The following is a 21,756-nucleotide window of genomic DNA, read 5'->3' as shown; positions in this document are numbered from 1 at the left end:
GTTTATATGTTAATGTAAAAATTAAAACCTCCATGAAAGAAACAACTATTGAAAATGAATTAGAAAGAGGAGATGAAGTAAGGTCCAGGTTGCCTGCTTCCAAACGCCTGGGTTTTTGGAGCAATACCTTTATCCTCTGGGGTCTAGTTCTTACTGTTACCAGTTTGCTGGTTGGGGGACTTGTAGGGTCACAGCTGGCATTCAAAGATGCGGTCATCGTAATAGCCATGGCAGGTGTTTTTAACAGTTTGGTAGCCATTTTAATCGGAATAATTGGGGCAAGAACCGGGTATACCAGTGCGATGATTTTCAGGTATTCCTATGGAGTCAAAGGGGTTTTGCTCCCCAATTTTATTATAGCCATTACCACGGTCATTTGGTTTGCCGTGATATTAAACCTTACCAGGGATTCTTTTGTAGGGATAATTGGGGTTAGCACTGAGTCTTCGGTGCTTTTTTATGGAATTACGCTTTTAATGGCCATTCTATTTCTTATTCCTGCTTACAAAACCATGAAATGGATCGCCTATGTGAATTATTTGGCTGTGCCTGCCATTGTATTTATTTTGATAGTTACCGTATGGGGAGCATTGGATGCTGGGGGCGGTTTAATGGCGATCATTGACAAGTCACCAGTGGCTTCAGCTTCTTCATTTGTTGTTTTCACCGCTGCAGCTGGTGGATGGTTGCATGCGAATACTGTAATATCCGATTTCACGAGGTTTTATAAAACTGGGAAACAGGCAGCATTGGGGTTGTTCTTGACCTATGGTGTGATGATGGTCTTTCAATACATTGGAGCTACACTAGGAGCGCTTGCTACTGGAGAGTGGAATATTTTCTTGATTATGGACCAATTCGGTCTTTTGGAAATTTCTTTCCTTGCCATATTTCTGGGTTCATGGTCTACTGCCATGGCAGCGATTTATTTTGGTGCCAATATGATGTCGACACCACCTATGCCTAAATACAAAACCGAGGAGAAAAACAGGAAGCTGGTGTTGCTTATTTCTTGGGGTATTGCGCTGTTTTTTGCTTGGTATGGACCTGATCAAATATTCAATTTCTTCCTTCAGTTCTTGTCCTGGGTGATTGGCCCCATTGCCATGACAGTGATTATAGATTATTGGCTTTTTCCAGAAAAAAGGGGACTTTACGAACGTGCCGATGGTAGTCCGGATATGGTAATCAATCCCGCAGCTTTTTTGGCTTGGGTTGTAGGGTTTCTAATCGGTTATTTTAGCCAGGAATTTTTCATTTCCTTGATAAATGGAATGTTAACAACTGGAGTAATTTATTACGCATGGATGCGCATTGCGCTTAATCAGGGTCTTACTCCTGAAACCCAATTGAAAAAATGGTTTTCTTCATCTAAACCAGAGAAATAATAGGATTGAGCCTTGTTCGTGTCAAGATCAAATTTAGCAGCCTTTTGCTAAAGGCATAATAGCATCATAGATGGTCTTGTAGTTAAAGTTGCAAGACCATTTTTTTCTAAAGTAATCGAGGACTGAAAATAATAACCTTATGAAAAGTTTGCTTGTATTGTCATTGTTGGGAATAGGCGTCTTATTAGGCCCTTTGCTTTATTCTTCTCCAATAAAACTGGTAACCCAACCCAGTCTTCCTATTAAGAGTTTTGATCAAACCCCTGTGGATCCAAAATCCAAGATGGTTAATCTGGGAAATGCCGTTTCTCTTGAAATTGTATATTTACCTGCTGGTAAATTTCTCATGGGAAGCAGTGCAGAAGAAAAAGCCTGGGCTACAGGACCTGAAGGGGGCGCAACTGCAGGTACAGAAAGGGAGTCTTATGAAGGTGAATATCCCCGACTGATGGAAGTGAAGAATGGGTTTTGGATGGGCAGGACGGAAGTTTCTGTTGAACAATTTCGGCAATTCGTGGAGGAAAGTGGGTACATTACTGATGCAGAAAAACCAGGAGGCATGACCCAGGTTTTTGATCCTGAATGGAAAATATCGGGATTAGCACCTCCCCATCCATGGATCAAAGCTTCTGATAAAAGTTGGAGAGACCCTAATTTTGGTTTCCCGCTTAGAGACGACTATCCAGTAGTTTGTATCAGTTGGAATGATGGAAATGCCTTTGGGGTCTGGTTGACAGAAAAGGAAAGAGCAGCAGGAAGACTTCCGGAGGGTATGGAATACCGATTGCCCACTGAGGCGGAATGGGCATATGCCTGTCGTGGAGGAAATGAAGAAAGTACCTATTATTGGTGGGGAAATGACCTCAGAGATGGAGAAGGACGTTTAAACATTTCAAGTGTGGATTTTTTACCGGGAAGAAATAAGACATGGCCATTGGCAAAAGTGCCATGGAGTGATGGTTTTTCTTTTGTGTCTCCGGTGGATCAATATGGTGAGAAAGGAAGAAATGGGTTTGGCTTGGCAGATATGTTAGGGAATGTATGGGAAATTGTTTTGGACCACTTTGACCCAAAAGGGGGACATGAAGCATTTTATAGCGTTGAAGAAAATTACAAACCTGTTTGTCGTGGTGGGAATTACTTTGACGTGCCAGGCAATGCCCGATCTGCGGTCAGGTTAGGCCTACATAGTACCTCTTATTCGGATTCACGTGATGGCTTCCGGATTTGCCTCGGTAAGGTTGTAGAGAAATAATTAAAACGGATTCTCAGAAATTAAATAAATAGGGTTACTTCATTTTGTATAGGTGACCTTAGAAGCATGTTTTATTTTTGGCCTTCGTTAGGGCGTAAAAACATTTCTCTGCGACTCCGTGTCTCTGCGTGCAATATTTGAAAGTTGTTTCCAGGTATATGATTCTCGCAAAGGCGCTAAGACGCAAAGGGGATAGGGAATGCCCCTATTTGAATGCCTTACTTATGTTTTAATTTTTTCTATTCTTAAAATTCTCTGCGACTCCGCGTCTCTGTGTGCGATATTTAAAAGTTGTTTCCAGGTATATGATTCTCGCAAAGGCGCTAAGACGCGAAGGGGATAGGAAATACCTCTATTTGAATTACTTACCCATGTTTTATTTTTTTTTTATATTCTTGAATTTCTCTGCGACTCTGCGTCTCTGCGAGCAATATTTTAAGCAATTTTAAGGTTATTGATTCTCGCAAAGGCGCTAAGACGCAAAGGGGGTAGGAAATGCCTTACTTATGTTTTAATTTTTTCTATTCTCAAAATTCTCTGCGACTCCGCGTCTCTGCGTGCAATATTTTAAAGTTGTTTCCAGGTTATTGATTCTCGCAAAGGCGCTAAGACGCAAAGGGGATAGGAAATGCCTCTATTTGAATACCTTACACATGTTTTAATTTGTTTTTTTTTGACTTCCTAAGGTAGTAAAGGTCATATCTCTGCGACTCCGCGTCTCTGCGTGCAATATTTTAAGCAATTTTCATGTATATGATTCTCGCAAAGGCGCTAAGACGCAAAGGGGATAGGGAATGCCTTACTTATGTTTTAATTTTTTCTATTCTCGAAATTCTCTGAGACTCCGCGTCTCTGTGTGCAATATTTGAAAGTTGTTTCCGGGTTTATGATTCTCGCAAAGGCGCTAAGACGCAAAGGGGATAGGAAATGCCTCTATTTGAATACCTTACACATGTTTTAATTTGTTTTTTTTTGACTTCCTAAGGTAGTAAAGGTCATATCTCTGCGACTCCGCGTCTCTGCGTGCAATATTTGAAAGTTTTTTTCAGGTATATGATTCTCGCAAAGGCGCTAAGACGCAAAGGGGATAGGGAATACCTTACTTATGTTTTAATTTTTTCTATTCTCGAAATTCTCTGCGACTCCGCGTCTCTGCGTGCAATATTTTTAGCAATTTTCAGGTTATTGATTCTCGCAAAGGCGCTAAGACGCAAAGGGGATAGGGAATGCCTCTATTTGAATACCTTAATTATGTTTTTTTTTTTATTGAATTCCTCTGCGACTCCGCGTCTCTGTGAGCAATATTTATTTGTAAACTATTTAAGAGGCCATTTCAGTCTCATTTAGGATTTTCTTGAATTGCGTAGGAGTCATCGCTTTAAATTTCTTGAATTGTCGGTTAAAATTGGCCAGGTTATTAAAGCCGCTTTTGTAAGCCACTTCCAAAATACTATCGTTTTGCTCCATCAATAATTTGCAGGCGTGTCCTACTCTTACAGAATTTAAATACTCCACAAAGGTGATCCTGTATTGGTCCTTAAAGAAAATGCAGAAAGTGGAAACGGCCATGTTTGCAATTGAGGCAACTTCTGCGAGGCTTATGTCTCGGTTAAAATTGTTCAGAATATAATTTTTAACTTTTGATACCCTGTCAGTATTTGGGGGATCCAATTGGGCTACATAAACTGGGCTGGCTAGTAATTCATATTCTTCCGTATGGGCAAGGATGTCAAATATAGACAGCAGATTCGATAACCTTTGGATCCCATTCATGTGGATCATTTCTATTATTAATGGATTGATTTGTTCTTTTGTTTTACCATAAAAAGACATTCCTCTTCTGGAGAGTTTTTGGAAGTTTCTGAATGGTTCCATTTCAGGGAGGTTGAGAAATTCACCACCCAAAAAATCTTCTTTAAATTGAATGACCAATGCATCCGCTTCTTCTGTTGCCTGTCCATTTACATAAATGGAGTCATTGGACCAAACATGAGGCAAATAAGGCCCGACCAAAACCAAATCTCCGGTTTGAAACTTGCCAATATGGTCACCTACCATTCTCTTGCCAGTACTTTTTAAAACCAATACCAACTCGTATTCAGGGTGAAAATGCCATGGGCATGGAATATATTGTCCTCTCTCCCTAAAAACAATAAAGGATTTATCAAAGTCCTGAGGTAATCTGATTTCTTTGCATTTCATGGTTTGAGGGTTAAGGTAATAGCCTATAATTTAGAAAATTACCTTTAAATAAAAAAGGTTCTTTATATGGAAAGGGTAAATCGGTTTTGGGAGAATTGCATTTGGTATTATTGGTTTTAAAAGGGTTTCAAACGGAGACTTAATGTATTGTCAGTACTGGGTTTTGCAAAATGAACGATAGGCTTATTGTGTACTTGAAATTACCTATGGGTTTTTTTACAGTTGAATAGCTGAAATAGAGGGACAGCTCACCATTAACTTTACTTTAGATGTAAGTTAATTCCAAGGTTTAATATTATAGCTGTTCAGGTAAAAAAAGCCTCGGGAACTAAATTAGATTCTTTGAACAGAAGAGCCTTCGATAGGGATTGGTCTTTGAGATTGAACATGGATATGAAACTGACGGGAAGAGGAAGTTAAAATATAGAGTGACAAATGCCTTTCATATAACCCACTTCCGAAGTGGTTAAACCGTATTGAATCAGTAATTTAGTAAGGCGTTTTTATAACCAATAATATGAGAAAAATAAAAATTTCTTAAATAGGATCAACATTTCGTTGGGGAGTTATTTCGATTACATTGCGAATGGACAAGGTTTATTAACTGATTTGGGTAAATTCATTTTTTCCAATCAAAAAGGATTGAAATTGTGCGGTTTATGGTTTTCTGCTACTAATATTCCTATAATTGCGCGATCTATTATTCCATAAGTGTAAAAAAAGCTTTATTTCCTTACAAAAAATACAATACTCGACCCACTATATACTTGATTTATTAACCATCTGTGTAAAATAATACAAACTTATTTTTTTAGTTTTATTAGTATTAAAAATAATTGTAATAACTTTTAAGCGTATTTCAATACCACGAAATAGTGTATTGTCAAAATATGGTCAATAATTTAATGAAAAAATAACCTGCTTAATCCACTTTGTTCCTCTAAGTCCTGATTATTGGTTTAAACTCAGTAAAAGGATTTAAAGGTAATTCACAAACCAAAATTCAATGTTATGATAAAAATTCTTACCAAATTTAAAAAGCAAGTAGATGCTTTTTCAAAACCTTATAGCCTGCCTAGCAAAGGGAAATTGCGCGGATTGGCTTTTAGTTTTTGGGTACTGATGGGAATCTCTTTTGTAGGGGTTTCAGGTGTACAAGCACAGAACGAAGTTACTGTTACAGGGGTGGTCATGGATGCTTCAAACAGTGAGACATTACCAGGTGTTAATATTCTTTTGAAAGGTTCCGGTATCGGTACCATAACTGATATTGACGGAAGTTATTCCTTAAGTGTACCGAGTAGTGAAGCTACATTGGTGTATTCATTTATTGGTTTCTTAAACCAAGAAATCAAAGTAGGTAACCAAACTACCATAGATGTTCGTATGGCCTCAAGTGCCACAGATCTGAACGAGGTTGTTGTAGTAGGTTATGGTACACAAAAGAAAAGTGATCTGACAGGAGCTGTTACCAGAGTAAACGCTTCTACCTTTAAAAACCAACCTTTGACTCAGGTATCTGATATGTTAGCAGGTACGGTTGCTGGTTTTTATGGTAACCAAGGTACTTCTGCTTCTGGTGGTAGTTCTCTAGAAGTTAGGGGACCTACGTCCCTAAATGGTGGAACATCTCCTCTTATTGTGGTGGATGGCGTGATTTTCTACGGTAGCCTTTCCGACATCAATCCAAATGATATTGAATCTATTGATATCTTAAAAGACGCAAGCTCTGCGGCAGTTTTTGGATCCAAAGCGGCTTCAGGTGTAGTAATGATTACGACCATCAAAGGGGAATCAGGAGCGCCTAAAATCAATTTCTCAGCAAAGACTGGTATCAATACCTTTACAAATAAAAATTTCAGACCAAAGAATGCTGGCGAGTATGAGGATTTCAGAAGAGATTTCTTTAGGACTTTAGGTGTTGCTGATCGTCCTGATTATTACTGGGACGATCCTGCTAATTTATCAAGTGGTGTGACTCTTGAGCAATGGAGAAGTTCAAATGCCAATTCTAATCCTGACAATACATTGGAGTACTTGAACCGACTTAATTTCTTTGATACTGAAATTGACCAATATCTTGCTGGAAACACTACAGACTGGGTTGATCAAACAACTCGTCAAGGTGTAAGGCAGGATTATGATTTAAGTATTAGTGGGGGAGATGATAAATTTCAGTATTACTGGTCTTTGGGTTATGTAGACAACCAAAATTTCATGGTAGGTGATGACTTTAGCGCCATTCGTTCTAGATTAAACCTTGACTTTAAAGTAACCGATTGGTTAAATGTAGGGACCAACACGCAATTTTCCAATACTGACAATAGTTCAGTCCCAGCCAGTACCAATTATGCGGCTATTAGTCCTTATAGTACTACTTACGATGCAGATGGAAGCCTAAGTTGGTATCCTCACGGTTATCCTATTATTTCAAATCCATTGATTAATAATACTTATCAGGAAAGACTTAATAAATCGACAAGTGTTTTTGCTTCTATTTATGCAAATGTAAAATTGCCTTTTGGTATCCAGTATAAATTGTCCTACCAGCCAAGATTTACTTTCCAGAAAGATTACAACTTCTGGGGTCCTGAAACACTTGTGGGTGGAAGAGATAGATTGGATGGATATGGTACAAGAACCGACTATTCTTTGAATGCTTGGATGGTTGATAATATTTTATCTTGGAACAAGGAATTTGGTGCGCATAATTTTAATGTAACACTTCTTTACAATGCAGAGCAAACAAAGACCTTTGATTCTTATGGAGAAAATCAAACCTTTAAACCAAATCAGGCATTAGGTTATAATGGACTTCAGTTTGGCGCTAGACCGTTCGTTGAAAATGAAGATACGGAGGCTGGTGGAAATGCTTACATGGCAAGACTTAACTATACCTATTTAGATAGGTATTTGTTGACAACCTCTGTTAGAAGAGATGGTTATTCAGCATTTGGTGCAGACAATAATGTTGCGACTTTCCCAGCAGTAGCTTTAGGATGGATCGTTTCTGAAGAAGCATTCTTCCCTCAAAATACTGCAATCAGTTTATTGAAAATTAGAGGGTCTTGGGGTGTTAATGGTAACAGAGATATCGGAATCTATTCTTCTTTGGCGCAAATCGACACCGATTTGTACTATGATGGAACCAGTGTACAACTTGGATTGTACAACAATACCTTGGCAAACCAAGGTCTGAGATGGGAAAAAACAGAGTCTTATAATATTGGATTGGACTTGGGACTGTTGGAAAATAGAATTGATATTTCGGCAGAATACTATGACATGACAACAACTGATTTGTTGATGAACCGTCAATTACCTGAAATAACTGGTTTTTCAAGCATTACCGCCAATTTGGGCGAGTTGAGAAACAAGGGATTTGATGTAACAGTCAATACCGTCAATGTAAATCGTCCAGACATTTTATGGAAATCTAACTTTGTGTTCTCCTTGAACCGAAACGAAATTGTAGAATTATTTGGTGATACTGAAGAAGTGATCATAGGTGGTGAAACTGTTACCAGACAAGTACCAGATTACACCAACCAATGGTTCCCAGGTCAAGCCATTGATGTAGTTTGGGATTATAATGTAGAAGGGGTTTGGCAATTGGATGAAGCTGATGAAGCAGCTGTCTATAACATGCAACCTGGTGATTATAAATCTGAAGACGTAAATGGTGATGGTGTTTATGATGCCTTGGTAGACAAACAATTTATTGGACATACTAGACCAAGATATCGTTTAGGATTAAGAAATGATTTTACCTTTCTTAAGGATTTTTCCGCGTCTATCTTCTTAAGGGCTGATTTGGGTCATATTGGAGAATTTACTTATGCGACGCATGAGTCCTCAACTTATGATAGGATCAATATCATGAACATTCCTTACTGGACTCCTACCAATGGAGAAACTGAATACGCACGTACTTCTGAAGTCCACGGTGCATATGGAGGAGGATTAAGGGTATTTAAATCTTTAGGATTCCTTAGGGTTCAGGATGTATCCTTGTCCTATAACTTGCCTTCCTACATTGCAGAAAAGTTGCAAACAAAAAGTATCAGGGTGTTTGTTTCCGCAAGAAACCTTATGACGTTTACCAAATGGCCAGGTTGGGATCCTGAATCTACAAGTACTCCTGATGAACCAGGTGATCGACCGGTTGTTGGAAATGCACCGATGCCAAAATCGTTTTCTGCAGGAATCAACCTATCGCTTTAATGTTTAGTACCAAAAAGATTTAAATATTATGAAATATATAAAACAATATTTGTTCCTTTTTCTGGTAAGTTGCTTGGCATTTTCCTGCTCAGAAGACTTATTAGAGCAAAAACCAAAATCGTTTTTTGCACCAGAGAATGTATTTATAGATGCAGCAGGGTATGAAGCTGGTTTGGTGACCATGAGAAAAGCCCTTACTGAGGGTGTAACAGGTAGTAGAAGACATTATATGGTGGGGGAATGGTCTGCTTCTGAAGGAGGAACTCCTACTTTCCAAATGGACTGGTTTCAAACCACTCCATTCTTTGATCGGTATTATACCTTCGTCCCACTTTTTACAGAATCTTTCGAATTCATTAAAAACTCCAATGTTATAATTGGAAGAATTGATGACATTGAGTGGGATGATGATGCTACTAGAAATGCCATTTTGGCTGAAAGTTTATGGCACAGGGCATTTTGGTATTACTGGTTGGTCAATTCTTATGGTGATGTTCCATTTGTGGGTGAAGAAGTAAAAGGCGTAAGATTGGATTACCAAACGCATAGCCGTTGGGCGATTCTTGATAAAATTCAAGCAGATTTAGAATACGCAGTACAATGGTTGCCTGAAACAGCAGTTCCAGGTGCAATTACCAAAGGTGCTGGTAATCATTTGTTGACCAAGGTTTACCTTGCCAATATGGAATATGACAAAGCAATCGCGTCTTCTTCAGCTGTTATCAATGGCAATTATGCATTGGTTGAAGATAGATTTGGCTCCGAAGCAGATATCGCTGAGAAAAATGTGATCTGGGATCTTCATCGTCCAGAAAACAAAAATATCGGTGCAAATACAGAAAACATTCTGTCTATGGTAGATCGATTTGAAGCCCCTTCAGGTGCTCAAACTGCTGGATTGTATACAATGAGGCATTTTCATGGCTCATGGTGGCATTCATCAATAAGAGACAGTCAAGGTCTTAGAGGTACTTTTGATAGCGGTCCTAGATACGATTCTTTAGGAAGAGGAAACCCAGATATGATTTCTACTCCTTACAGTTTTTATGACATTTGGGAAGAGCAAGGATTTGATTATATGACTACCCCAGATCTAAGAAGAAGTGATGTTAACTGGATCGATAAGCATGAATTGGTATATACTAATCCTGAGTCTGTTGACTTTGGAAAACCTATTAATCCCATGTTCATGACTGCTCCTCAGGATTCAGTTTACAAACATTTCCCATTGATTTTCTATAAAACTTACCAGCCTCAACAATCCCCGACGGCAGTACCTATGGGTGGCAATGGTGATTGGTATATCTATAGACTTGCAGAAACTTATCTTTTACGTGCGGAAGCTTATTATTGGAAAGGCCAAATGGCGGAAGCCGCGACGGATATCAATAGAATCAGAACAAGAGCTAATGCCTTGCCTATTAGTGCATCTGATGTAACCATCGAATACATCTTTGACGAAAGAGCAAGAGAATTATTCTTAGAAACGCCTCGTCATTCTGAAATGGTAAGGGTGTCTTATATCATGGCTTCTCAAAACTTAGGTGGCTATAGTCTAGCAAGTTTTGCAGACAATAACTGGTGGTACGATCGAATCATGGAAAAGAACATCATGTATACGATCAAACCTATAGTAATAGGCAATACGCCTGCAATAGCGCCTTTCCATGTGTTATGGCCTATTGACAATAATGTAATTACAGCAAACTCCTTGGGGACCATTAACCAAAATGAAGGTTATGTGGGTGCTGAGAACAATGTTCCTCCATTAGAAACGATTGAATAGTTAATTAAATCCCTCTGTTAAATTTTTAGCAGGGGGATTTTTTTACCCAAATCCCTTTTATACGGCATCAATTCCTGATTCAAGTCCTTGAATGTGGGGAAAAAGACCAATAATTTTTTGCTGACTAATATTATCTGAAGTAATTTGATGCGATTATACCTTTATGCAATTTAAACCCAAAACATCTTAAAACCATCCTATTAGGTAATGATCCGCCATGGCGGACAATATCAGACTAACCTAGCCAACTCAACCTTAAAAAAGCAGTGCAGCTTTCCAAAACAAAATACCGGTCTTCCTTTTGTTAACCTTCCAGAAAGGGATTATAGCCCGTTGTTTAGTAGGTTTTAAAGCGATTTAATACGTCTCATTAATTATTGACTCATGAAAATAATCCTCCCAAGCTCATGTCACCTTATTTTTTTCGCACTAACGATTTTGCTGTTGGGCCAAGAGGTACATGCTCAACAAAATAATTCCTTTTGGAAAGCAGGTGTAGGTAGGGTTGAAATTACCCCAAAGGAATCCATTTGGATGGGAGGTTATGCAGCCAGAGACCACCCTTCTAAGGGGGTTAGGCATTCGGTATGGGCTAAAGCCCTCGCAATAGAAGATCCCAACGGTAAACTTGCTGTGGTAGTGACGACAGATTTGTTGGCCTTTAGGAAGTTTTTGTCCGACAGGATAAGGGACCAATTGAAGGACAAATATGGACTTTCAAGGGATCAGATAATCTTAAACAGTTCACATACCCATACCGGCCCAGAGACAGATTATCCAAGATATGAATTCCAACTTAGTAAAATTGAATACACTAAAATCAAGCAATTTTCTGGCAGAGTAGAAAAAGAAATAGTGGAGTTGGTAGGCAAAGTCATCGAATCACTTGAGCCAGTAACTTTATCTTCTGAAAATGGAGTGACCAGGTTCCAAGTCAATAGAAGGAAAAACAAAGAAGCCCAAATAAACGCACAAACTGAATTAAAAGGCCCAAACGACTATGCTGTTCCAGTAATAAGAGTGGAAGATAAAAAAGGTAATATTAAAGCAATACTTTTTGGCTATGCCTGCCACCCTACTGTTATGTCTGATTATCAAATATCAGGAGACTATGCAGGTTTCGCTCAGATAGAATTGGAGAAGCTTTATCCTGGTGCTACCGCCTTGTTTTTTCAAGGAGCAGGAGCAGATCAAAACCCATTGCCAAGAAGATCTGCACCACTGGCCCAGCAGTATGGCAAAGAGTTGGCGGCCGCTGTAGAGCGGATTATAAATGAAGACATGAACATTTTGGAAGGGACCTTATCAACTGCTTACTCAGAAATTGACTTGACCTTTGCCAAAGCCGTTCCCACCAAATCTGAATTGGAGGATATAATAAGTGGGGTGATTCCCGGTTATCCGGATTACCTCAAAGAATATGCAAAAATCTGGATTGCCAGATTAGACAAAGGGGAAGAAATAAAGGATACCTATCCTTACCCTGTGCAAGCATGGAAAATAGGTGATCAACCCCTTTTTGCCTTAGGGGGGGAGCTACTTGTTGGTTATTCTCTGGAACTGAAAAAGATTTTTGGCCCGGATATAATTGTGATGGGCTACTCCAATGATGTAATGGGCTATATTCCCACCAAAGTAGTGCTTGCAGAAGGGGGCTATGAGGCCAATAGGTCTCCGCTTTTTACCACCCAATGGGCGACTTCTATCGAAGACAAAATTCTCTCAGAGGCAGTGAACCTTGCGGAAAGTGTAGGTATCAAAACCGTTGAATATCCCTTAGTAAATCCATGAAGAATACAAAAAAAGATATAGACGGCATTAAGTACCTACCGGTTTTGGTACTGATAGTTTGCAGCTTTTTTAGCGCATCGCTATTATTTGCTCAAGGGGACTCCCACCAATGGGAGGCCAATGTGGCCAAAGTTGACATTACGCCTAAAGTCTCCATGTGGATGGCGGGGTTTGCTTCTAGAACAGGGCCTTCTGAAGGGACCATTCACCCTATATGGGCTAAAGCACTTGCCATTCAGGATGCGAATAAAAATACTGCTGTTCTGATTACAAGTGATCTTTCTGGCATGCCTCGTGACATGTCTAGAAGGATAAAGGATGAAATAAAGAAGCGGTACTCACTCCCTGATGCCGCCGTTTTGTTGAATTTCTCTCATTCCCATTCTGGTCCTGTACTCAAAGATTATCTGTATCATGTGTATCCTTTGAGTGAAAACGAGGTCCAAAAAGTCATCGATTATTCGGCATGGTTAGAAGAACAAATGGTGGCCCTGGTAGGGGAAGTACTGAAAGGATTGGCACCGGCAAAGATTTATTCAGAAAATGGAGTGGCCAGGTTTCAGGTTAACCGAAGAAATAATACAGAATCAGCCATTGATATTATAACAGACATGGTTGGGCCCAATGATTATGCGGTTCCGGTACTGAAAGTTACCGACATGGAAGACAATATCAAGGTCATAACCTTTGGTTATGCTTGTCATGCGACGGTTTTATCTGATAGCCAGTGGTCAGGAGATTACCCTGGATTTGCACAGATTGAATTGGAGGATAAGTACCCTGGGGCAACTGCAATGTTTTTTCAAGGGGCTGGAGCAGATCAAAATCCATTGCCCAGAAGAACCATTCCTTTGGCTAGAAAATATGGGAAAGAACTGGCAGCCGCCGTGGAAGGTGTTTTGGAAGCAAAAATGAGGCCTTTGGAAGCACAATTACTGACAGCCTATTCAGAAGTAGAGCTAGGATTAAATGCGCCACCTTCCAATGAAGTCTTGGAAAAGATGATCAAAGAAAGCAGCGGACATTATCAGCGCTGGGCCAAAATGATGTATGAAAAGGTGAAGAATAAGGAGGTGAATACTAGCTATCCCTATCCCATACAGATTTGGAAATTGGGTAATCAATTTATGATTGCATTGGGTGGGGAGCCAGTCGTTGATTACTCCGTGAAATTGAAAACCCAGTATGGGAAAAACTTGTTTGTTCTTGGTTATTCAAATGATGTGATGGCTTATATCCCTACCCGAACAGTGTTGAACGAAGGTGGTTACGAAGGAGCTACTTCACAAATTGCTTTTGGTCATCCAGGCACATGGAAACCAACGCTGGAATCAAAAATATTTAGCCGCATTAATCAAATGATGGCTGATTTTTAAGATTTCTTAAATATACCTAATCCAATAAAAGGAAATTTTACACTGTAGTGATGGACAATAAAACAGGGAATAGAAGGGACTTTATAAAACAAAGTACGCTTTTGGGCTTAAGTATGTATTTAAGCCCAATTACCTTCTCTTCTACCCCGTGTAAACTCTTTGAATGTCCTGATACCGAACAGTTGCTTGACTGGTCCGATTGGGAAAAGTACCGAGACTCAGTTAATCATCCTTGCATGACAATCAAGGAAGAGAACCTGAAAACTGCTAAAGAAAACATCAATAATTACGACTGGGCAAAAGTTCATTTTGATCGGATTGATGCGATCATAAAGCAGCATATTGGCAAGATCACACCAGACTTTTTAAATAGTATGGTGGAAGAAACAACACCAGGGGATCCGTTATGGACGCCATGTCCTTCTTGCAGAGACAAAGGTTTGCCCGTTCATCCACATGGGTTGTGGCGTTGGGACGTAGAAAATCCAGAGGAAATCCAGTGTACTGAGTGTGATGCGGTATTCCCTAACAGTGACTATCCGGAGGACATCGTCTTAACGACGAGTTGGGGAAAACCTCAAAAATTAACTTATTGTGGAGGAGATCCTTTTGTGATCTTTGGTTACAAAGAAGGCAGGCCTAGCTTTACAGCCAATATCAGGTCCAGAAAAGTACAATGGATCGCAGGATTTTGCAAAACCCTGGCAGAAGGATATCTACTTACAGGAAACATCACCTATGCAGCCACCTGTAGAGAGATCTTGCTTCGGCTTGCCAAATGCTATCCTGGCTGGTTGATTCATGTTGGTTATGGTGAATATGCGGATATGAATCCAAAAACAGCAGCACTCAATATGATGAAATTGCCCGAGCCAGAACTTTGTCCTCCGCCAAATGTTCCGGACAATAACCTTTGGACAGGATTTTGGAGCGCTGGAAGAGCAAGTGGGGTGGGCTTGGAATCTGATTTTGTAAGAAAAGTAGTGACGGCTTATGATCTCACTTGTCAAGCAAAAAAAACTGATGGAACTGCTCTTTTTACTGAAAAAGACAAAGGCACTATAGAAAAAGACCTGCTTCTAGAAAGTACCATTTTGTTGGTTTGCGACAAAAAGTTAAACAATAAATCGGTGAGTAATCGTACCGCTGTAGCCTTGGTTGGGCTCTGTGTAGGGCATCCTGGTTTGGTCAGGTTTGGACTTGAAGGATTTGACATGACTGTCGATGGCTGGTATTTGCCTGATGGGACTACAAGTGAATCCCCTTTTTATGGCTTGATGACTTTGGGAGGAATTTGGGACATGGCCCAAGCTGCTAATGGATACTCGGATCCCTCTGGATATAAGGACAAGGCAGGGCGACGAATAGATGATTTAGACCTTTACCATGACACCAATTACAAATTGGTTTGGGAGGCTTTTTACAATGGCCTGCAAGGGGATTTAAAATACCCACCCTATGCAGATTCCTTTGAAAGCACCAAATTGGATGTAGCTTATGTTGAATTAATGGTAGCCAATTATCCGGAAAACAAGGAATACCTTGCCTTGCTAAAAGAACTTTGTGGCAATGAACTGCATTTGCACAGTGGATCACCAGGCTTTAACAGTGAATTTACAGACACTGAGGTAGAGCCGGTTCTTCGGCTTCCCTATGACCTAACCAAGCCCAATGGTTCTCTGTCTTTCTCCATGTATTACAGAAAACCAAACCTGGAAAAGAAAAAAGATACGGTCTTAACGCTAATAGACTGGTGTCCTCCAAGTTTGCAAATTGGCCACCTTCGAACAGGTATTGATGGCAGGGAAAGCTTATTGTTATTGAGTGCAAGCCCTTGGGGTGTTCACCATGAAAATGACAGCCTCAACCTTTACTATTGGAAAAAAGGAACTGCCTTGCTTTCAGACCTGGGGTATTTATGGGATCATCCATTGAAGCCCAATAATATCAGAGCCCTTGCGCACAATACATTGCTTTTAGATGAGGACAATCAAATTAGCAAAGGTAGAGGTGGAGAAGTATTGCTTTTCAAAAGCTTTTCTAAGGTGAAAGTAATGGAAATGGCCTCTACTGCTTATTCCCAGGCTACGGTTTACAAGCGAACCTCTGTTTTGGTCGATCATGGAAACGGTAACAGCTATGTGGTAGATTTCTTTAGAGCACAGGGCGGAGAAATTCAAGATTATGTGTTCCATGCTTCGAGTAACCAGCTAACAATAAACGGAATCACTCCACTGGCCAAGGCTGGATTGACTTTGTACGATTTTGAGAACATCAAAACCAGCGATAGCAATGCAACCTGGAGCAGTGAATGGAAAAATGAGAATGGATTGACTACCAGGGCATGGTCACTTGGACAAGATGGAGAGGAGATGTTTGTAGGCGTTGGCTGGGGACAAAAGGATTGGAAGAATGCCGACATTGGTGCTACTTTGCCGTATTTCGTAAGGCGGAAAAGAGGAGACAAACTTCAGACTTTTGTCTCGGTATTTGAAGGATTTGAAGGAGACAAGCGATTTATTCAAAAGGTAACGCTTATGGATAATTCAGGGATAGTAATGGTGGATACATCTTATGGAAAAGATTATATCATGTCCATGCATGACAAAGGAGTAATGTCCATTGAATGGCCAGATGGGAAGGAGATGTTAAGGGGGCATTTTGCAGCTGCCTCCGTTCAAAATGAGAAAATAGCATGGATGGAAGTAATAAATTGATCATACAAGGACTATAAAATTTAGCGTTTAAGTATTTGTAGTTGCTTATAATAGAATCCAAATGTCAATTCAGTATTGATGGTTCAACTTTCAAAAAACAGAAAGGTATTATGAATAGAAGAAAGTTTTTTTCCACTGGAGCAGCTTCTGTCTCAGGGTTAGCATTGGGGGTAAATTTAGCAGGGTTTACCAGTAAGGAAAAGCCTGTCGAAGAGAATGACCTTATGAAGGAGGTTATGAAATACAGGAAAATTGATTCCCATGCCCATGTTTACCCTACAGCCGACAGCCCGGAAACTCAAATTGGTTTTGCGGATCGATTGGGGATAGAAAAACTAGTGATCTCAAGGCCGATGGCTCCAGGAAGTAAGGGGCTCCCGGAAGAATTTATTGCCTGCAATGATTTGATCATTAAATCCATGGCCAAATATCCCGATAGGTTTATTGGTCAGCCTACGATTAATCCAGCGTTTCCAAAAGAGGCCATGGATGAGATAAAAAGATGCATGGACCATGGCATGACTGGTTTAAAACTTTACAACCATGTTAAAATAAGCGACCCTTTGTTCTATCCCATTATTGAGAAATACATCGACATGAAAATGATCATTTTGATGCATATGGGTATAGGCAAGTCCAGGGTTGTATTCGATGCGAGAGAGCCTGAGAATGTGTCTACACCAGAGGATTTTGTGATTGCTGCAAAACGGTATCCGGAGGCCATGTTTCAATTGGCTCACCTTGCTGGGGGAGGCGATTGGCTGGATGCCTGTAAGGCAGTTAAGCCCTATCCCAATGTGTTTGTGGATGTCTCGGGAAGTAATAATGAAGCAGATATCATACCTTTTGCCATGGAATATTTAGGAGAAGATAGAATATTTTTTGGTTGTGACAATAGCTTTTTTCAAGGAGTAGGGCATATGATGGCTGCAGACCTATCAGAGAGTCAGCGGAAGAAGCTCTTTTTTGATAATTATAACAATGTACTTAAAAAATCAGGCAACCATGTGGATAGATAGTAATGCATATATAGGCCACTGGCCCTTTAGGCAGGTAAGAAACAGTTCTTGTAAGGATTTAATAGAAAGAATGGATTGCAATGGTATTTCGGCCTCGGTATTGACAAATTTCAATGGGATTTTTTATAAAGATACCCAAGCTGCCAACCGTGAGACCTTTGATGAACTCAAAATCAACCGCAAATGGAAAGATCGCCTGATCCCATTTGCAGTTATCAATCCGGTTTATTCAGGTTGGGAGAGAGATTTGGAGGAAAGTACGACCAAGTTGGGAATGAAAGGGGTAAGAATTTTTCCAAAATACCACCGCTATGACCTGGAACATCCTGCATGTATAGCATTGGTTAAAAAGTGTAGGGACATGGGTTTACCCGTTGGTCTAACATTGAGAATGGTAGATAGCCGCCCAAGTTCTTGGTTGGATATCAGCAATGAATGGAGACTTAGCGACATTATTTCCATTGTCAAGGCTGTTCCTGATGCCAAATTTATGGTGCTGAATTTGTCCGGCAGCACGCATTTGGAAAAAGAGGATTTGGACTTAATTAAAAAGTCGGATGTGTTTATGGATACTTCCGGCAGAAATGTCCTTGACTTGGGGGGATTGATGGAAACCTTTGGCAAGGAAAAGTTTGGCTTCGGTACGCATTCGCCTATTTTGGACTATAAAACAGGTGCACTGAGAATAGCTTCTTTAAGAGAAGATGAAGTAGATGCCAAAACAAGGGAGGACTTGCAGTCGGCAAATATTAAAAGGTTTTTGGGGCTATGAGTTTAACGGATTATCGGATACTGTAAACGTATTAATCTACTCAGCCCAATGGATGAATACAAAAGGCGCCAAAACCTTAATTCGCGTTACTCCACCTTATGAGAAAAGGGGGTAGAACCTGTCCGGGCACAGTTGGGAGGAATTTTAAAATCATCGAGTTAGGTCGATCACGTCAATATGATTTTGTCAGCATTGTTGCAAAAAAAATGGCAACAATACCGCCAAAATCAAAATCGTGTAGATTTCCTGTACCACGGGCTTCACCCGTGGCTATTATGGTTGAAGCCTTTCAGTCTTCTCCGTTACCATTGGAGATTGCCAAGACTACCTATAATAAACGGGTTGAAATCAAATAACATTCACCAACCCAAAGGCCGTTCCAAACCCCATTTCTCGTGACTCCCCCTTTCTCTTATGGTTAGGGGGGTTTTTTGAAGACCTTCAAATTCTATCGAGAAAAGTAATGAGCAGTAAATTAAAGGTCTAGTCAGGTTAGGTCGATCACGTCAATATGATTTTGTCAGCATTGTTGCAAAAAAAATGGCAAAAATACCGCCAAAATCAAGGTCGTGTAGATTTCCTGTACCAAGGGCTTCACCCGTGGCTATTATGGTTGAAGCCTTTCAGGCTTTTTCGTTTCTTTAGAGCAGGACTTAATCGAAATCCGATAATAAAAATATAATACACTTGATAAATACGTCTAAAAAGGCACAACAACCGAAACACATTCACCAACCCAAAACACCATTTTCAGCAAATATACTTTAATCAAAGGATATAATGCCTGTCCTGTTCCTGTCTTGGCTTGCTCGAGAGGGATATGTTGAAGTACTGGAATTCATTTAAAAAAAGCTTCCCCTAATTACCCTTCAAAGTATACCTGAACCAAAAAAATTGCGAACTATTGCATAAAATCGCTAGGTTTTGGCATGATTATTAAACGGTAATAAGAATAAAAAAACTTCTAATATCATGAAAAAACAAAACAAAGGGTATTTGCAATCATTGGTAATTACCGGAGGAACCATTCTTGGAGCTTATTTGGTGCGAAAAGGGCTGGAAGAATTGTATGAAAAAAAGACAGGTGAGGAAGCCCCCAAAAATCCTTATCCGGAAAACAATTCTCTAAAAGAGGCCTTACTATGGACAGTAGCTACAGGTGTGGTGGCAAGCGTAATAAAAGTTTTGCTTCGCTATACTTTTACTGCTGGTACCGAAGAGGCAATTGAAAATTAAATTTGTTAACTTGTGGGCCATCCGAAAATCGGTAAGCCCTTTCTTTTTTCGATTTTTACCTAGAAACGAAATAGCACCAATTCCCTTACCTTGTTAAATTTGCGATCAAGGTATATTTTTTACCTTTGTCAAAACCCAATGTTTTATGAGATACGAACCTGCAAAAGCATCACTATACATTAAAAACAGGGCTAAAGTTGCTGATAAGTTGCCTTCAAATTCTTTAGCAGTTGTTAACTCCAACGACTACATGCCCACCAATGCGGATGGAACCATGAAGTTCAGGCAAAACAATGACCTGTTGTACCTCTGCGGAATCGATCAGGAAGAGACAATTCTAGTGATTTGTCCGGACTTTCCGGATCCAGCCCTTAGAGAAGTGCTTTTTATCAAGCGGACCAGTGAACATATCGCCATTTGGGAAGGACATAAATTTACCATGGAAGAGGCGACTGCGCTTTCCGGAGTTAAAACCGTAAAATGGAATACCGACTTCGATACGGTGTTCAATACCTTGATGGGCTTAAGCAAACATGTTTTTTTAAACACTAATGAACACCTTAGGGCGGTGGTAGAAGTAGAGACTAGGGATGCACGATTCATCAAGGAGTGCAAGGCGAAATACCCACTGCACCAGTACCATCGTTTGGCGCCTATGATGCATAAATTCCGGGCAGTTAAAGAACCGGAAGAAATCGTACAACTTCAGAAGGCCTGTAACATTACAGATGCGGCATTTCGCAGGGTTTTGAAATTTGTCAACCCCGGAGTACTCGAATATGAAATTGAAGCAGAATTTCTGCATGAATTTATAAAAAGTGGCAGCAGGGGTTTTGCCTATGAACCTATCATCGGCTCAGGAAGAAATGCTTGCGTCCTGCATTACTTGGACAACAGCGTTACCTGTGCGGATGGAGAGCTAATCCTGATGGATGTGGGAGCAGAATACGGTAATTACAATGCGGACATGACCAGAACCATTCCAGTCAACGGTCGATTTACCAAGAGACAAAGGCAAATTTATGATGCTGTGTTACGCGTACAGCAACAGGCCATGAACATGCTTAGGCCGGGGGTAACCATTCAAGATTACCACAAAGAGATCGGTTTGGTCATGGAAGCGGAGTTGGTCAGTTTGGGATTGATCGACCAAACGGACATCAAAAATCAAGATCCTTCCAACCCAGCTTTTAAAAAGTACTTTATGCATGGAACTTCCCATCATTTAGGGTTGGATGTGCATGATGTAGGTACCATGTATGAGCCAATTCATGCCGGTATGGTATTTACCGTGGAGCCGGGAATTTATGTCTTGGAAGAAAACATTGGCATCAGGCTGGAAAACAACATTGTGATCAATGACAATGGCTACACTGATCTTATGGGAAATATCCCTATAGACCCTGAAGAAATAGAAACACTTATGAATGAGAAATAATTTTTTACCAACACAACATAGCAATATTTTTCATTGATGGACAGTACATTTAAAACAGGCTTGAAGAAGGCCGTTCTGGATTTGATTTCAGAAAAAAAGGCAGACTTGGAATCCCAATTACTGGCCTTACAGGATGCCTCCAATGCCGACACCAAAAGCAGTATGGGAGACAAGTATGAAACGGGCAGAGAAAGCATCAACCAAAGCAGGGGTTTGGTGGAAAAGCAAAAAGTGCTGTTGGATAGAGATGAAAAAATGATTGAGCAAACATCCGTGGGCCCTTCCACTACCGTAAGCACCGGAGCCTTGGTTAAAATTCCCCTTAGCTGGCTATGGATTGCCGCTTCGATAGGCAAAATGGTGCACCAAGATCAAGAAATTCAAGTCGTTTCAGCTGATTCTCCGCTAGTAGTTGCGCTAAAAGGAAAAAGGGTAGGGGATAGTGTGGATTTTAGAGGCGGTTCTACGGAGATCCTGGAAATAGTCTGACGATACCGTAAACGTTTAAACCTTATAGGTTTTAAAACCTATAAGGTTTGTTACGTAGGGGTT

Annotated in this window: 13 protein-coding genes; 12 read left to right on the top strand and 1 reads right to left on the bottom strand. The window is 40.2% G+C overall.

The features are described from left to right. Positions 1-32: 32 nt before the first annotated feature. The gene (locus AAC073_RS04740; protein WP_339922695.1) at positions 33-1,388 is read left to right on the top strand and encodes a cytosine permease; all 1,356 of its coding nucleotides are present in this window, start codon (positions 33-35) and stop codon (positions 1,386-1,388) included. Positions 1,389-1,527: 139 nt separating this feature from the next. Next, on the top strand, positions 1,528-2,643 hold the full coding sequence (locus AAC073_RS04735; protein ID WP_339922694.1) for an SUMF1/EgtB/PvdO family nonheme iron enzyme: 1,116 nt from the start codon (positions 1,528-1,530) through the stop codon (positions 2,641-2,643). A gap of 1,320 nt (positions 2,644-3,963) precedes the next feature. Here the strand turns inward: AAC073_RS04735 and AAC073_RS04730 are convergent. After that, a complete protein-coding gene (locus AAC073_RS04730) occupies positions 3,964-4,845 on the bottom strand; it encodes an AraC family transcriptional regulator (RefSeq protein ID WP_339922693.1) in 882 nt (293 codons plus the stop codon). Positions 4,846-5,856: 1,011 nt separating this feature from the next. On the opposite strand from AAC073_RS04730, the gene AAC073_RS04725 reads away from it, so the two are divergent. The 10 genes from AAC073_RS04725 (at position 5,857) to AAC073_RS04680 (ending at position 21,693) form a co-directional block, all read left to right on the top strand. Beyond that, the gene (locus tag AAC073_RS04725) at positions 5,857-9,069 is read left to right on the top strand and encodes a TonB-dependent receptor (protein ID WP_339922692.1); all 3,213 of its coding nucleotides are present in this window, start codon (positions 5,857-5,859) and stop codon (positions 9,067-9,069) included. Positions 9,070-9,097: 28 nt separating this feature from the next. Then, positions 9,098-10,855: a RagB/SusD family nutrient uptake outer membrane protein gene (locus AAC073_RS04720; protein ID WP_339922691.1), complete on the top strand. Its 1,758-nt coding sequence runs from the start codon at positions 9,098-9,100 to the stop codon at positions 10,853-10,855. Between the two features lie 384 nt (positions 10,856-11,239). After that, the gene (locus AAC073_RS04715) at positions 11,240-12,646 is read left to right on the top strand and encodes a neutral/alkaline non-lysosomal ceramidase N-terminal domain-containing protein (protein ID WP_339922690.1); all 1,407 of its coding nucleotides are present in this window, start codon (positions 11,240-11,242) and stop codon (positions 12,644-12,646) included. Then, positions 12,643-14,022: a neutral/alkaline non-lysosomal ceramidase N-terminal domain-containing protein gene (locus AAC073_RS04710; protein ID WP_339922689.1), complete on the top strand. Its 1,380-nt coding sequence runs from the start codon at positions 12,643-12,645 to the stop codon at positions 14,020-14,022. The genes AAC073_RS04715 and AAC073_RS04710 overlap by 4 nt, the downstream gene beginning before the upstream one ends. 50 nt (positions 14,023-14,072) lie before the next feature. Then, positions 14,073-16,739, top strand: coding sequence for a hypothetical protein (locus tag AAC073_RS04705; protein WP_339922688.1), 2,667 nt, complete (start codon positions 14,073-14,075; stop codon positions 16,737-16,739). 110 nt (positions 16,740-16,849) lie between these two features. After that, complete coding sequence (locus AAC073_RS04700; RefSeq protein WP_339922687.1) at positions 16,850-17,758, top strand: amidohydrolase family protein; 909 nt, start codon at positions 16,850-16,852, stop codon at positions 17,756-17,758. Then, entirely contained in the window at positions 17,745-18,530 is a 786-nt protein-coding gene (locus tag AAC073_RS04695) for an amidohydrolase (protein WP_339922686.1), read from the top strand. The genes AAC073_RS04700 and AAC073_RS04695 overlap by 14 nt, the downstream gene beginning before the upstream one ends. A gap of 972 nt (positions 18,531-19,502) precedes the next feature. Beyond that, entirely contained in the window at positions 19,503-19,766 is a 264-nt protein-coding gene (locus AAC073_RS04690; protein WP_339922685.1) for a DUF4235 domain-containing protein, read from the top strand. Between the two features lie 145 nt (positions 19,767-19,911). Continuing rightward, positions 19,912-21,204 carry an aminopeptidase P family protein gene (locus tag AAC073_RS04685; protein ID WP_339922684.1) on the top strand — a complete coding sequence of 431 codons (1,293 nt, stop codon included), beginning with the start codon at positions 19,912-19,914 and terminating at the stop codon, positions 21,202-21,204. Positions 21,205-21,240: 36 nt separating this feature from the next. Then, a complete protein-coding gene (locus AAC073_RS04680) occupies positions 21,241-21,693 on the top strand; it encodes a hypothetical protein (RefSeq protein ID WP_339922683.1) in 453 nt (150 codons plus the stop codon). Positions 21,694-21,756 lie beyond the last annotated feature (63 nt).

The organism is uncultured Cyclobacterium sp., from assembly GCF_963977555.1.
Classification (GTDB): domain Bacteria; phylum Bacteroidota; class Bacteroidia; order Cytophagales; family Cyclobacteriaceae; genus Cyclobacterium.
This window is presented reverse-complemented; position numbering and strand designations above follow the sequence as displayed.